Genomic DNA, 12,794 nt, shown 5'->3' with positions numbered 1-12,794 from the left:
TGTGGTGTACGTGTCAATCGGCCGCGGCACCCGCGCCGAGCAGACCTCGGACGCGACTGGTGACGCGGGCGAACTCGGGGCGGGCCATGGTGGCGGAGTAGTCGCGCTCGGCCGGCAGGCCGACGTCGATGACCTCCTCGATCGTGCCGGGCCGGTCGCTCATCACCACGACCCGGTCGGCCAGGTAGGCGGCCTCCGCGATCGAGTGCGTGACGAGCAGGATCGTCGTGCCCGTCTCCCGCCAGATCCGGTTCATCTCGACGTTGAGCTGCTCGCGGGTGAGCGCGTCGAGGGCGCCGAACGGCTCGTCCATCAGCAGGACGGGCGGCTCGTGCAGCAGCGCGCGGCACAGCGCGACCCGCTGCTGCATGCCGCCGGACAGCTCGTGCGGCAGCGCGTCCTCGAACCCGGTCAGCCCGGTCATCTCGATCAGCTCGGCGGTGCGCCGGCGGGCCTGCTCGGCCGGCATCTTGCGCATCTCCGCCTGGAGCAGGATGTTCTTGCGGGCGCTGCGCCACTCCAGCAGCGCGGCGCGCTGGAACACGTAGCCGATGTCGTGGCGCGGTCCGGTGACCTTGTCGCCGCGCAGGAGAACGTTCCCGGTCGAGGGCTTCAGCAGGCCCGCGACCAGCTTCAGCATGGTGGACTTGCCGCAGCCGGACGGCCCGACGATGGCGACGAACTCGCCCATCGCGACGTCCAGCGACACCTCGCGCAGGGCGGTGACGTCGCGCTTGCGGCTGCGGAACTTGACCGCGACCCCGTCGAGGCTGACGGCGGTCTCCCGCCCGGTCTCCGGTTCCGCCGCCGATTTGCTCATGGTCTTCATCGCTCGTCCCGTCATGCCTGCGGAGCGGCCGACGCCTGCCAGTACTCCGACGGCGGCTGCGCCTTCTCGATGACTCCGGCCTGCTGGAAGGTGGTGATGGTCGTCTTCCAGTCGTCCTCGGCGTTCACGCCGGGGGCCTTGCCCTGCGTCGCGGGGGTGTGCAGCAGGGTCAGCGTGGTCTTGAACTGCTCGGTGATGACCTTCTCCGGCGGGAGCTGCTCGGACGCGCCGGCCATGCTCGCGACGGCGCCCGCCTGGTCGCCCTCCGCCGCCGTCCACGACTCGCTCGTGGCGGCGACCATCTTCTTGACGAGGTCGGCGTCGCTCTTCAGCTTCCGCTCGCCGACGATCAGGCCGTTGGAGAAGAAGTTCAGCCCGAAGTCGGCGTACCGCAGGTACGAGACGCCCTTGCCGGACTTGTCGGCCATCGTCGGGCCCTGGTCGTTGGCGAAGCCCATCAGCCCGGCCGTCTTGCCGGACAGCACCGCGGCCATCTTCCCGGCCGGGTCGGTGTTCTGGACGGGCACCTCGCTCGGGTCGATCCCGTTCTTCTGCAGGAACACCGGGAAGGTGCGCGCCAGCGCGTCCCCGGCCGTCCCGGCGATCTTCTTGCCCTTCAGGTCGGCGGGCTTCTTGATCCCGGACGAGGTGAACGACTGCACCGACGCGGGCGTGGTCTGCAGGAACACGCCGACGCTCTTGACCGGCATGCCCTTGTCGACGGCGGCGAGCAGCGCGGGCGTGTCGGCCCAGCCGAAGTCGGTCTGCCCGGCGGCGGCGGCCTGGACGGTCTTCTGCGACCCCTGCCCGGCCTTGATCTCCAGGTCGATGCCGTGCTTCTCGTAGATGCCCTTCTTCTTGCCGTAGTAGAACGGCGCGTGCTCGCCGTACGGGTACCAGTTCAGGGTCAGCGTGACCTTGGTCAGCTTCTTGCCCGAGGCGCTCGTGGTCTCGTCGGAGTCCCCGCCGCAGGCGGTCCCGGCGAACGCCACGACCGGTGCGAGGACGGCGATGGCGAAGGTGCGGAGTTTCATATCGGACGGCCCTCCGTATGGGGTGGGGTTGCGGCGGGGGGTCAGTAGGTGGTGGTGACGGCTTCGCCGCGGTTGCTCGCGTGCCAGGGCAGCAGCAGCTTCTCCGCGACCTCGACGACGACGAACATCACGACGCCGATGGCCGACATGACCAGCAGCCCGGCGAACAGCATCGGGGTGTCGAGGTTGCCGTTGGCCTGCAGGATCACGTAGCCGAGCCCCTCGTTCGCGCCGACGAACTCGCCGACGACGGCGCCGGTGACGGCGAGGGTGACCGCGACCTTCAGGCCGGAGAACAGGTGCGGGAGCGAGGCGGGCAGCCGGATCTTGGCGAACGTGGCCAGCGGGCTCGCGCCCATCGTGGCCGACAGCTGCAGCATCTCCGGGTCCACCGCCTTCAGCCCGGCGACCATCGAGATCACCACCGGGAAGAACGCGATCAGGACCGCGACGACGATCTTGGGGCCGATCCCGAAGCCGAGCCACACCACGAACAGCGGGGCGATCGCGATCTTCGGGATGACCTGCGCGAACAGCAGGATCGGGTAGAGGGTGCGCTCGACCGTGGACGAGTACACCATGATCACCGCGGCCGCGACCCCGATGAGCACCGCGAGCGCGAAGCCGATCAGGGTCTCGTACGTGGTGACCCACGTGTGGTGCCAGATGTAGCCCCATTTGTCGGCCATCAGCCGCAGCGTCGCGCCGGGCGAGGGGACGAGGTACTCCTCGACCAGCTTGAACGCGCTGACGGCCCACCAGGCCGCGAAGCAGGCCAGCAGCAGCGCGACCGGCCGCCACGACCGCTCCAGGCCGTCGCGTAGCCGCTCGCCCGCGCCGGGCCGGCCGCGTTCGACGACGCCGGGCGCGTCCGCTGGGGACGGCGCGGTCGTCGTGCCCTGACTCACCATGGGGTCCTCCGGGACGGGTGCCTGTGAAAGCGCGTTCAGAAAGCGCTTTCTGATGTACCGTAGGAAGCGACGCGCACCGCGGTCAAGAGGGTCTTTTTCCGAGACCCCCCGCGCCGAGCGGCGTCGACCGAGGGGGCGGTGATGACCGAAGCGGCCGAGGAGGAGCGCGCGGAGCGGGCCTACGTGACCCTGCAGGACGTGGCCCGCGACGCCGGCGTCTCCCTCGCCACCGCGTCCCGCGTCCTGAACGGGACCTCGCAGGTCCGCGCCGACCTCCGGGAGCGCGTGCTCGCCTCCGCCGGACGGCTCAGCTACACGCCGAACGCGCACGCCCAGGCGCTGGCCAGCGCGTCCAGCACGTCCGTCGGGGTGATCTGCCACGACGTCAGCGACCCCTACTTCGCCGCCGTCGCCCGCGGCGTGATGCGCACCGCCGCCGACCACGGGATGCTGGTGATGCTCGCCAGCACGTTCCGCGACCCGGCCCGCGAGATCGAGTACGTGGCGATGCTGCGCGCCCAGCGGGCCCGCGCGATCCTGCTCATCGGCTCCGGCTTCGAGGACCGCGACTGGGAGCGCTCGATGGCCGCCGAGCTGGACCCCTACCAGCGCACCGGCGGCCGCGTCGCCGTCCTCAGCCGGCACCGCAGCCTCAAGGTCGACGCCGTGCTGCCGCAGAACCGGGAGGGCGCCGCCGCCCTCGCCCGCGCGCTGCTCGACCTCGGCCACCGCGACTTCGGCGTGCTGTCCGGCCCGCGCGCCCTGACCACCGTGTCCGACCGGCTCGGCGGCTTCGCCGACGCGCTCGCCGACGCGGGCGTGCGGATCCCCCCGGAGCACATCGTCGAGGCCGCGTTCACCCGCGACGGCGGCTACGCGGCGGCGACCGAGCTGCTGCGCCGCGACACCCCGCCCACCTGCGTGTTCGCCGTCACCGACGTGATGGCGATCGGCGCCCTCGCCGCCTTCCGCGACAGCGGCCTGTCAGTGCCCGGCGACATCTCCCTCGCGGGCTTCGACGACATCCCGATCGTCCGCGACCTGACCCCGCCGCTGACCACCGTCGCGCTGCCGCTCGACGCGATGGGGGAGCGCGTCATGGGCCTCGCCCTGCGCGAGCCCTCCGCCCGCCGCAGCCGCATCGAGCGCGTCGCCGGCGAGGTCGTGCTGCGCGCCAGCACCGCCGCACCCCGCTGAGACGCGAAGAGCCGAGACGCGAAGAACCCGCCCGGATCGACCGGACGGGTCCTGATCTATGCGCAGATCAGCGCGCCGCGAGATCCTCGCCGGCCTCGGCCTCGGCGGGACGCTCCGCGTCCGCGTCCATCGGCCGCCGCTCCGGCCACGAGTCGATCTTCGTGCGACGAGGGTTCGCCAGGGCATTCTCCATTGGTACCGCAGTCCTCCCAGTTCGAGCCGGGGTCCAATCAGCAAATGTTCCCGGCCACCGGCCCGCTTTCGCAAAATGGTCTAGACCGCGTCCCTCCCCCGAGCAGGGACGCGGCAGGACCCCCAACGCCGGGAATTGATCATCCATTCCCGACCGGGAAACCCGATGGCCGCCGCGCCCGCGCCCTGGCACCCTTCTCCCATGGACGCAGCCGAACTGGCCCGCCTGCAGAACAAGGGCGCCCGCCTGAAGTTCCTGTTCTTCTGGGGCCATCAGACCCCTGGTCGCGGCTACCTCAGCCAGTGGTGGCCGTCCCCGTTCACCGTGGACGGCGTCACCTATCGGACGGCCGAGCACTACATGATGGCCGGGAAAGCCCGCCTCTTCGGCGACGAGGAAACGGCCGCCGCGGTCATCGCCGCGGCCCATCCCCGCCGCGCGAAAGACCTCGGCCGCCGCGTCCGGAACTTCGACGAGGAAACGTGGCGGAACCATCGTGTGGCGATAGTCACACGGGCCAACGAGGCGAAGTTCGCCCAGCACGAAGAACTGCGCGACTACCTCGCCGGCACCGGCGACCGCGTCCTCGTCGAGGCGAGCCCCCTCGACCGCGTCTGGGGCATCGGCCTCGCCGCCGACGATCCCCGCGCCGAGCAGGTCGCGTCCTGGCGCGGCGAGAACCTCCTCGGCTTCGCCCTCATGGCCGTCCGCGAGTCGCTGTTACCTCCGGGGTAATCGATCCGCGCCGCGGGCTTTGGCAGGGTCGGCGGCATGGAACGCGCACTGGAGATGTTGGCGGGCGGCCGGGTCGCCTGGGGGACGCTGGCGCTCGCGGCGCCCGGCCTCAACCTGAAGCTGGCGGGCATGGGCTCCCGGGACACCCCCGAGCTCCGCTACCTCATCCGCGTCTTCGGCAGCCGCGCCGTCGCGCTCGGCGCCGGCTACCTGATGAGCGACCCGGCGGCGCGGCGCCGGTGGCGGCGGCTCTGCCTGCTGGTGGACGCGTGCGACACCGCCGCGGGCCTGGTCCACCTGGCCCGCGGCGACGTCCCGCGCGGCTCGATGGCCGCCCTGGTCGCGATCACCGGCACCTACGCGGCCCTCGACACCCTCGCCCTCAGCCAGGGCGACTGAGCCGTCAGCCGGTCGGGCCCTGGCCGGGGAGGGCCGGGGCCGGTGCGGGCCGCTCCTTGGGGGTTTCGCCCACGAACAGGAGGACCTGGCCCTTGGCCCAGGGGACCGCGTCGTGGACGTACCACGACTCCGGAACCTGGCCCGGGTACAGGGCCTTGCTCTCGTTGCCGTCCATGTAGCGGTACTCGGGCACCGAGACGTGGCGCTTCTTCAGGGCGGCGAGGACCTCGCCCACGCGGTGGCCCCGGAACGTCATGCCGTGCATGGCCTCGCCCGGCGCGGTGACCGGGGCGCTGCTGTTGTACTGCTCGCCCGGACGGGCGGCGCGGGCGAACACGATCTCGGCGCTGCCCTTGTAGTCGGTGCGGACGCGGACGCCGACCGGGCAGACGTCGCCCCCGCCGCCGGTCTCGCACTCGCCCTTCGCGGTGATGGTCGTGACGTCGTCCGGCTTCGTGCCGTCGCTCGTGTCCATCATGACGACGGTGCCGACGATGGACGGCGACCCGGGGACGAAGGACAGCTTGACCTTGAGGCCGTGCTGGGCGAACTCCTCCCGGTACCGCTGCGGGTCGGCGAGCGGGTCGCGGACCTTCACGTCGATGTAGCCGCCCTTGCGCGTGAAGGACAGGGCCGCCACGAGGGAGACGTTCGGGTTCGGCTTCGCGGTGGTGACGGCCGGGGTGCGCTCGGGTCCGCCGTCCGAGGGGAGGACGGCCACCGCGACGGCGGCGGCGCAGGCCACGCCCGCGGTGGCCAGCGGGAGGCCGAAGGTCAGCAGCGGTGAGCGCCGCCTGCGGGGCGCCGCCGGCGCGGGGCCGGGGGCGGCGGCGGTGATGCGGTCGGCCAGGTCGGCGGCGGCGTCGTCCGGCAGCAGCCGCGCGGCCTGGGCGTCGGTGACGGTGGCGAGCCGGGCGATCTGAGAGTCGATGTCACGGTTCATGCGTGTTCTCCGTTCGGGATGCGCGCGGCGGCGGGCAGGGCGGGCGCGTCCGCGCCGTCCAGCGCGCGGGCGAACCGGCGGCGGGCGCGGTGCAGGCGGATCCGCACGGCGTTGCGGGAGCAGCCGAGGACGGTCGCGATCTCGCCGTGGTCCAGCCCCTCCCAGCCGACCAGGGACAGCAGCTCCCGGTCGCGCTCGGGCAGCGTGCGGAACGCGGCGGCGACGTCGGCGAGGCCCGCCGCGTCCGGGGCGGCGGGGGCGGCGGTGCGCAGCCGGGCGCCGAGGTCGGCGGCCAGCGCGGACCGGCGGCGCTCGCCGCGGTGGTGGTTGGCGAGCACCCGGCGCGCCGTCCCGTACAGCCACAGCCGCGCCTGCCCGCCGGGCGGGACGTCGTCGAGCCGCCGCCACGCCGTCAGGAACGTCTCGGCGAGGACGTCGGCCGCGTCCTGCGGGTCGGCGGTGCGGCGCATCGCGTACCCGAGGATCTGCGCCCGGTGGGCCGCGTAGATCTCCTCGAAGCGGCGCCGCCGGTCATCGGGCGGATCGTCGTAAGGGGATGGCAATCCCGCTCCTCTCGTCGCGCGCGCCGAGGCGCGGCGGATTCGGCTGACACCCCCCACATGTCCGCGCGGCGCCGGGCATTTCGCGGCACCCGGCGGCGAACCGGCCCGGAAGTAGCATGAAGGGTCGGGTGATGATCGAATTCCGGGTCCGGAGGACGGTAAATGGGGCGTCGGCGGGGTCCAGTGTTCCCGGGGTACCTGATGATCCTGCTGGTGGCGCTGCTGGGCCTGGCCTTGCAGGTCTCCCCGCAGACGACCCACGCCGTGCAGGAGTGGGCGCTGCCCGTCATCGTCCTGTGCATGCTGCTGATCCCGCTGGTCCTGGCGTGGGAGAAGGCGCAGGAGCGGCGGTCCCTCGCACGGCCGGTGTGGCAGACCGACCGGTCGCCCTACCCGGGCCTGGACGCCTTCACCGAGGAGGACGACGGCGTCTTCTTCGGCCGCGACGGCGAGGTCCACGAGCTGATCGAGCGGCTGCGGCCGGGCGGCGGCACGCGGTCGATCGCGGTGACCGGGCCGTCCGGGGTCGGGAAGTCGTCGCTGCTGCACGCCGGGGTGCTGCCCCGGCTCCGGCAGCAGCGGGCCTGGATCGTCCTGCCGTCGCTGACCCCGGAAGACGACCCGTTCCGCTGCCTCGGCTACGTCCTCGCGGACGCGGCCGGCGGGACCGGCGACGCCGAGCGCATCGCCGCCGGCCTGCGCGACCGCCCCGGCGACCTGCGCCGCCACCTCGACGCGCTGCGGCGCGGCCGGCGGAACCGGTCCCTGCTGCTCGTCGTCGACCAGGCCGAGGAACTGCTGACGCTCACCGACCCGGAGCGCAGCCGCGCCTTCCTCGGGATGCTGCGGGACGGGCTCGACGCCGACCCGAAGCTGTGGGTCGTGCTGGTGTTCCGCGCCGAGTTCCTCACCGCGTTCCTCAGCGGCGAGCACGCCGCCCTGTTCCGGCACCCGTTCACGGTGACCGCGCTCGACCGGGCGGCGCTGCGGACGGTGATCCGGGAGCCGGCGGAGCGGGCGGGCATCGTGTTCGAGCCGCCGGAGCTCGTCGCGCAGATGGCCGACGACACCGGCGACGGGACGGCGCTGCCGCTGCTCGCCTACCTGCTGCACGAGCTGTACCTGCGCGTCGGCCGGGACGGCACCATCACCGCCGAGCACTACCGCCGGACCGGCGGCGTCGACGGCGCGCTCACCCGCCGCGCCGACCGGGTGATGCGCGAGCTGGAGGCCCTCGACCCGGCGCCGCCCGTCCTGGAGACGCTGCTGAAGTTCGTGCGGTTCACCGAGGGCCGGCCGACGCGCCGCCGGGTGCCGGCGGGCGAGCTCGACGCCGCCGGCCGGCTGGTCGTGGACGCGTTCGTCCGGGAGCGGCTGTGCACCAGCGGCGAGGAGGGCGACGAGGCCGTCTTCGACGTCTCGCACGAGGCGCTGTTCTCAGCGTGGGCGCCGCTGCGGCAGACGATCGCGCTGCACGCCGAGGCGCTGCGACGCCTCGCCGACCTGGCGCAGTGGGCCGCCGAGTGGGACCGCTACGGCCGCCAGGAGGCGTACCTGCTGCGCGGCGAGCGGCTCGCGGCCGCGCGCAAGTGGCTCGCCGAGGCCGACGGGCTCGCCGCCGCCGAGCCGCTGGTCACCGAGTTCGTGGAAATCTCGCACCGGTCCGACGGGGTCGCGATGCGGCGGCTCGCCGACTCGATCGCCCGGCAGGCGCTCACCGGCTTCCGCACCGACCCCGAGCACAGCCTGCTGCTCGCCCTGGCCGCGCACGAGGAGTGCGCGCCGACGCCGCTGGCCCGCCGGGCGCTGTCGGCGGCGCTCGCGGTGTCGCGGGTGCGGGGCGTGCTGCGCGGCCACGACGACCGCGTCTGGGCGGTGGCCTGGTCGCCGGACGGCGCCCTGGTCGCGACCGCGTCCTCGGACCGGACGGTCCGCGTGTGGGACGCCCGGGGCGGCGAGGTCGCGGTGCTGCGCGGGCACGAGGCCCCGGTCGTCGCCCTCGCCTGGTCGCCGGACGGGCTGCGGCTCGCGTCCGCGTCCGACGACGGGACCGTCCGGGTCTGGGACACCGCCGCCCGCACCCGGGTGGCGCTGCTGCGCGGCCACGGCGACATGGTGTGGGGCGTGGCCTGGTCGCCGGACGGCACCCGGCTCGCCTCCGCGTCCCGCGACGGCGACGTCCGGGTCTGGGACCCGGCGGACGGCACCACCACGGCCACGCTGAGCGGCCACGACGGCTGGGTCCGCGACGTGGCGTGGTCGCCGGACGGGACGCGGCTCGCCAGCGCGTCCGACGACCGCACGATCCGGATCTGGGACGCCGCGGACGGCCGGGAGGCCGCCGTGCTGACGGGCCACGAGGACACCGTCCGCACGGCCGCCTGGTCGCCCGACGGCACCCGCATCGCCAGCGGTTCCTACGACCGCACGGCGCGCGTGTGGGACGCGGCGACCGGCGCGGTCGGCCTGGTGCTGACCGGGCACGCCGACATCGTCTGGGCCGTCGCGTGGTCGCCGGACGGCGCGCGGCTCGCCACCGCGTCCCACGACCGGACGATCCGGCTGTGGTCGGCCGCGGAGGGCACCGAGCTGGCGGTGTTCCGCGGGCACGCCGAGGCGCTGCGCGCGGTGGCGTGGTCGCCGGACGGCGCCCGCCTCGCGACCGGCTCCAACGACCGCACCGTCCGGTTCTGGGACGCCGAGCGCGCCGCCGAGGTCGCGGTGATGCGCGGGCACGAGCGCGCGGTGTCGGCGGTCGACTGGTCGGCGGCCGGGATCGCCTCCGCCTCGCACGACGGCACCGTCCGGATCTGGGACGGCGCCGTGATGGGAGGCGGCCCGCGCGTGCTGACCGGGCACACCGACGAGATCTGGGACGTGGCCTGGTCGCCCGACGGCGCCCGCATCGCGACGGCCTCCCGCGACCGGACCGTCCGGGTCTGGTCGGCGGACGGCGCCGAGGAGAGCGTCCTCGCCGAGCACGGCGACTGGGTGCGGGCCGTGGCGTGGTCGCCGGACGGCGCCCGGCTGGCCAGCGTCTCCGACGACCGCACCGTGCGGGTGCAGGCGCCCGACGGCTCCGCGCCGCTCGTGCTGGACGGCCACGAGGACACCGTGCGCGCCGTCTCCTGGTCGCCCGACGGCGAGCGGATCGCCACCGGCTCGCAGGACGGCGCGGTCCTGATCTGGGAGGCCCGGACGGGCCTGCGGGTCACCGCGCTGACCGTGCCGCAGGGCGCCGTCCGCGCCGTGGCCTGGTCGCCGGACGGCGCGCACATCGCCGCCCTCTCCGGCGACCGGGCGGTGCGGGTGTGGAACGCCGCGGAGGGCGCGGAGGTGTCGGTGCTGTCCGGGCACGACGGCTGGCTGTGGTCGGTGGCGTGGTCGCCGGACGGCCGGGTGCTCGCGACGGCGTCCGCCGACCGGACCGTCCGGCTGTGGGACGCCCTGGCCGGCCGGGAGCTGTCGGTCGCCGCCGTCCACGACGACGACATCTGGGACGTGGCGTGGTCGCCCGACGGCGCCCGCGTCGCGACAGCCTCCGGCGACCGCACGGTCCGGGTCTGGGAGGTCGTCACCGACGGCGCGGCGCTCGTCGAGCGGGCCCGGACGCGCGTGTTCCGGCGCCTGACGCCCGACGAGCGCCACACCCTCATGATCCCGGCGCCGCGTCCCGCCCCCGAGCCCGCCGACGCCTGATCCGGGCGGCCGCCCCGGTCACCGGGGCACGGGGTTCCCGCGCCCGCCGCGGCTGAACAGGTAGAACGCCGATGTGCCGATGCCCCTCGGCGTGGGCAGGGCCGGCCGGCGCTCGTCGTAGCGGTCGGACTCGCGGTGCCACTTGAGGATGCCGGCCATCCAGTCGCGGAGTTCGCCGACGTAGGCGTCCAGGGACGCGCGGGCGGTGTCGTCCAGGTCGAGCTCGTCGGCCAGCGCCGGGAGCTCGTGGGCGGCCAGGTGCTCGAACTGGCGGCGGCGGGACGTGATGAGGTCGTTGACGATCGGCAGCGCCTCGTCGCGCCCGCAGCCGAAGAAGTTCTCGATGGCGAGGACGCCGTTGTTCAGCTCGCCCTCGTACTCGATCTCCTTCTGGTAGGAGAAGCAGTCGTTCAGCAGGCAGGCGACGTCCATCACCGACACGTCGATCTCGCGGAGCGTGCGGGTCCGGAACACCTCCGGCGGGATCTCGTGGGAGTGGTCGATCCGGCACAGGGCCATCGTCATCTCGGAGCCGAAGGTGTGCCGCCGCATCTCGACGTAGTCGACGGGGTCGGGGATGCGCGACTGGAGGTGGTTGTTCAGCTCCCAGACCCAGCTCTCCACCATGTGCTCGACGGCGGCGCGGAACTCGCGGCGGCCCCGGTCGTCCATGGGCAGGGCGGTGCGCGGCCACAGGTCGGCGAGCGCGGCCTCGAAGGCGTTCTCGGGCGGGGGAGTGGAGCCGCAGTCCAGCGGCATGAAGCCGCCGACGCGGGCGTTGAACAGCTTCGCCCCGGCGATGTCGCGGTCGCGGTTGTAGATCGCGGGGAAGAAGTCGTCGCCGTAGGTGCCGAAGGCCAGCCACTGGGTGGCGAGGTCGAGCCCCTCGGCGCTGGCATCCGGGTTCAGCGACGCGGCGCAGATCTCCAGCGCCATCCCGGTGAGCCGCTCGGCCGACCACACCGACACGGGCAGCCGCGGATGCGGCGAGAACATGCCCATCTCCCGCGCCCACACGACCACGTTGCGGCCGGCGGCCTCGCGGTGCGGGTTGACGCGCGGCGCGTACGGGATGTCGAACTCCGGCAGCGGCGTCGGGCCGACCTTCTGGAACGGGACGTGCGGCAGGCTGATCCGGGCCGATTTCAGCAGCGCCGGGATGCGGGCGGCCGACATCCCGAGCGACTTCTTGTTCATGTAGCGGCTGGAGCGCATGTGCCACTCGTGGCCGCCGGACTGCCAGTCCTGGAGGGCCTTGACGTAGGCGGCCACGCTCGCCTGCTCGGCCGGGTCGAGCGCGTGGTCGGCGACGATGTGCGGCAGCTCGGTGACGGCGGTGTTCTCGAACTGCCGGAGCCGCGACGTCAGCAGGTCGTTCACCGTGTTGGCGGCCGTCTGCGGCGCCACGTCCAGGAACCGCTCCATCACCAGGACGCAGTTGTTGACCTCGCCCTCGGACTCGGTCTCGCGCTGGTAGGAGAAGATGTCGTTGCGCAGGTGGACGCCGTCGGAGAAGGTGTCCTTCAGGACGCGCAGCGGCCGCGTCCCGACGACGCGCTCGGGGATCTCGACCCCGGCGGCGTGCTCGGCGAGGTCGGCCGACCAGGGCGCCCCGCCGACCTTGCGCCGCATCTCGATGTACTCGACGGGGTTCGGGATGCGCCCGGTGCTGATGTTGGACAGCTCCCACAGCGACTCGCGCAGCAGGTTCACGGTGCTCACCGAGAAGCGCTCGCGCCAGGCGTCCGACTTGGCCGGGACGGTCCGCGCCCACAGGTCGGCCAGGCCGCGCTCGACGGCGTTCGTCGCCTCGGGCGGTTCGAGCGACATGAACAGCGGCAGCCGGTCGAGATAGGTGCGGGCGCCCTCCTGGTCCTGGGTCTTCTTGAACACCTCAAGGAAGTGGTCGTCGAAGTAGAACACCCAGACGTACCAGTCGGTGATGAGGTCGAGTTCGGGGCCGTCGCAGTCGGGATGGGTGTAGGCGCACAGGAGCGCGTAGTCCATCGCTTCGAGCGCCGGCTCGTCCCAGATGTCGGGGGTGCCGGGATCCCGGTCGTCGTCCAGCATCCTCATCTCGCGGGCCCACTCCATCGTGTGCTTCCGCGCGCCCTCCAGGTGCGGGTTCAGCCGGGCGGGATACGGGACGTAGAAGTCGGGCAGCTCGAAAGGTTGCATCGACCGGCCTCTCTGTCGGCTCCGGGGCGTGGTCCGGTCGGAAACCTAGCGCAGTCATCAGGTGACCGAGGGTGACACTTTGCTCTCCCGGTTCCTTCGCCCTCCTGCGGGTA

At 73.4% G+C, this 12,794-nt stretch carries 11 protein-coding genes; 4 read left to right on the top strand and 7 right to left on the bottom strand.

The window, feature by feature from the left end; genetic code table 11:
* Positions 1–13 precede the first annotated feature (13 nt).
* Genes ACGFI1_RS14755 through ACGFI1_RS14745 form a run of 3 tightly spaced genes read right to left on the bottom strand, consistent with a single transcriptional unit; the run spans position 14 to position 2,774 of the window.
* Positions 14–820, bottom strand: a complete 807-nt coding sequence (locus ACGFI1_RS14755) for an ABC transporter ATP-binding protein (RefSeq protein ID WP_392785672.1) — start codon at positions 818–820, stop codon at positions 14–16.
* Between the two features lie 20 nt (positions 821–840).
* Complete coding sequence (locus ACGFI1_RS14750) at positions 841–1,863, bottom strand: ABC transporter substrate-binding protein (RefSeq protein ID WP_387074159.1); 1,023 nt, start codon at positions 1,861–1,863, stop codon at positions 841–843.
* Positions 1,864–1,904: 41 nt separating this feature from the next.
* Positions 1,905–2,774 (bottom strand): ABC transporter permease, encoded by an 870-nt coding sequence (locus tag ACGFI1_RS14745; RefSeq protein ID WP_171068902.1) that lies wholly within the window; start codon positions 2,772–2,774, stop codon positions 1,905–1,907.
* A 141-nt stretch (positions 2,775–2,915) separates the two neighbouring features.
* On the opposite strand from ACGFI1_RS14745, the gene ACGFI1_RS14740 reads away from it, so the two are divergent.
* A complete protein-coding gene (locus ACGFI1_RS14740) occupies positions 2,916–3,971 on the top strand; it encodes a LacI family DNA-binding transcriptional regulator (RefSeq protein ID WP_138635506.1) in 1,056 nt (351 codons plus the stop codon).
* Positions 3,972–4,038: 67 nt separating this feature from the next.
* On the opposite strand, the gene ACGFI1_RS14735 is transcribed toward ACGFI1_RS14740, so the two are convergent.
* On the bottom strand, positions 4,039–4,164 hold the full coding sequence (locus tag ACGFI1_RS14735; RefSeq protein ID WP_274704593.1) for a hypothetical protein: 126 nt from the start codon (positions 4,162–4,164) through the stop codon (positions 4,039–4,041).
* 201 nt (positions 4,165–4,365) lie between these two features.
* Here ACGFI1_RS14735 and ACGFI1_RS14730 point away from each other — a divergent pair, with 201 nt between their 5' ends.
* Together ACGFI1_RS14730 and ACGFI1_RS14725 are read left to right on the top strand one after the other, a co-directional pair.
* Entirely contained in the window at positions 4,366–4,899 is a 534-nt protein-coding gene (locus tag ACGFI1_RS14730; protein ID WP_205719146.1) for an NADAR family protein, read from the top strand.
* Between the two features lie 36 nt (positions 4,900–4,935).
* Positions 4,936–5,298, top strand: coding sequence for a hypothetical protein (locus tag ACGFI1_RS14725; RefSeq protein ID WP_138635504.1), 363 nt, complete (start codon positions 4,936–4,938; stop codon positions 5,296–5,298).
* Between the two features lie 4 nt (positions 5,299–5,302).
* On the opposite strand, the gene ACGFI1_RS14720 is transcribed toward ACGFI1_RS14725, so the two are convergent.
* The gene (locus ACGFI1_RS14720; protein ID WP_392785669.1) at positions 5,303–6,241 is read right to left on the bottom strand and encodes a hypothetical protein; all 939 of its coding nucleotides are present in this window, start codon (positions 6,239–6,241) and stop codon (positions 5,303–5,305) included.
* A complete protein-coding gene (locus tag ACGFI1_RS14715) occupies positions 6,238–6,804 on the bottom strand; it encodes an RNA polymerase sigma factor (protein WP_138635502.1) in 567 nt (188 codons plus the stop codon). The genes ACGFI1_RS14720 and ACGFI1_RS14715 overlap by 4 nt, the downstream gene beginning before the upstream one ends.
* Before the next feature lie 201 nt (positions 6,805–7,005).
* Here ACGFI1_RS14715 and ACGFI1_RS14710 point away from each other — a divergent pair, with 201 nt between their 5' ends.
* Positions 7,006–10,503, top strand: a complete 3,498-nt coding sequence (locus tag ACGFI1_RS14710) for an nSTAND1 domain-containing NTPase (protein ID WP_392785667.1) — start codon at positions 7,006–7,008, stop codon at positions 10,501–10,503.
* Between the two features lie 18 nt (positions 10,504–10,521).
* Here the strand turns inward: ACGFI1_RS14710 and ACGFI1_RS14705 are convergent, their stop codons facing one another.
* Positions 10,522–12,681: a terpene synthase family protein gene (locus ACGFI1_RS14705; protein WP_392785666.1), complete on the bottom strand. Its 2,160-nt coding sequence runs from the start codon at positions 12,679–12,681 to the stop codon at positions 10,522–10,524.
* Between the last annotated feature and the right edge of the window lie 113 nt (positions 12,682–12,794).

Origin of the sequence: Actinomadura geliboluensis, from assembly GCF_043197915.1 — a bacterium.
Classification (GTDB): domain Bacteria; phylum Actinomycetota; class Actinomycetes; order Streptosporangiales; family Streptosporangiaceae; genus Spirillospora; species Spirillospora geliboluensis.
Note: the sequence above shows the minus strand (reverse complement) of the source record. Positions and strands in the feature narration are given on the sequence as shown.

Bases quoted from the DNA above. Each gene is read 5' to 3' on its own strand.
- ACGFI1_RS14735 (WP_274704593.1), bottom strand. From the start codon at position 4,164: ATGGAGAATGCCCTGGCGAACCCTCGTCGCACGAAGATCGACTCGTGG.
- ACGFI1_RS14705 (WP_392785666.1), bottom strand. From the start codon at position 12,681: ATGCAACCTTTCGAGCTGCCCGACTTCTACGTCCCGTATCCCGCCCGG.
- ACGFI1_RS14745 (WP_171068902.1), bottom strand. From the start codon at position 2,774: ATGGTGAGTCAGGGCACGACGACCGCGCCGTCCCCAGCGGACGCGCCC.
- ACGFI1_RS14710 (WP_392785667.1), top strand. From the start codon at position 7,006: ATGATCCTGCTGGTGGCGCTGCTGGGCCTGGCCTTGCAGGTCTCCCCG.
- ACGFI1_RS14750 (WP_387074159.1), bottom strand. From the start codon at position 1,863: ATGAAACTCCGCACCTTCGCCATCGCCGTCCTCGCACCGGTCGTGGCG.
- ACGFI1_RS14755 (WP_392785672.1), bottom strand. From the start codon at position 820: ATGAGCAAATCGGCGGCGGAACCGGAGACCGGGCGGGAGACCGCCGTC.
- ACGFI1_RS14725 (WP_138635504.1), top strand. From the start codon at position 4,936: ATGGAACGCGCACTGGAGATGTTGGCGGGCGGCCGGGTCGCCTGGGGG.
- ACGFI1_RS14720 (WP_392785669.1), bottom strand. From the start codon at position 6,241: ATGAACCGTGACATCGACTCTCAGATCGCCCGGCTCGCCACCGTCACC.
- ACGFI1_RS14730 (WP_205719146.1), top strand. From the start codon at position 4,366: ATGGACGCAGCCGAACTGGCCCGCCTGCAGAACAAGGGCGCCCGCCTG.
- ACGFI1_RS14740 (WP_138635506.1), top strand. From the start codon at position 2,916: ATGACCGAAGCGGCCGAGGAGGAGCGCGCGGAGCGGGCCTACGTGACC.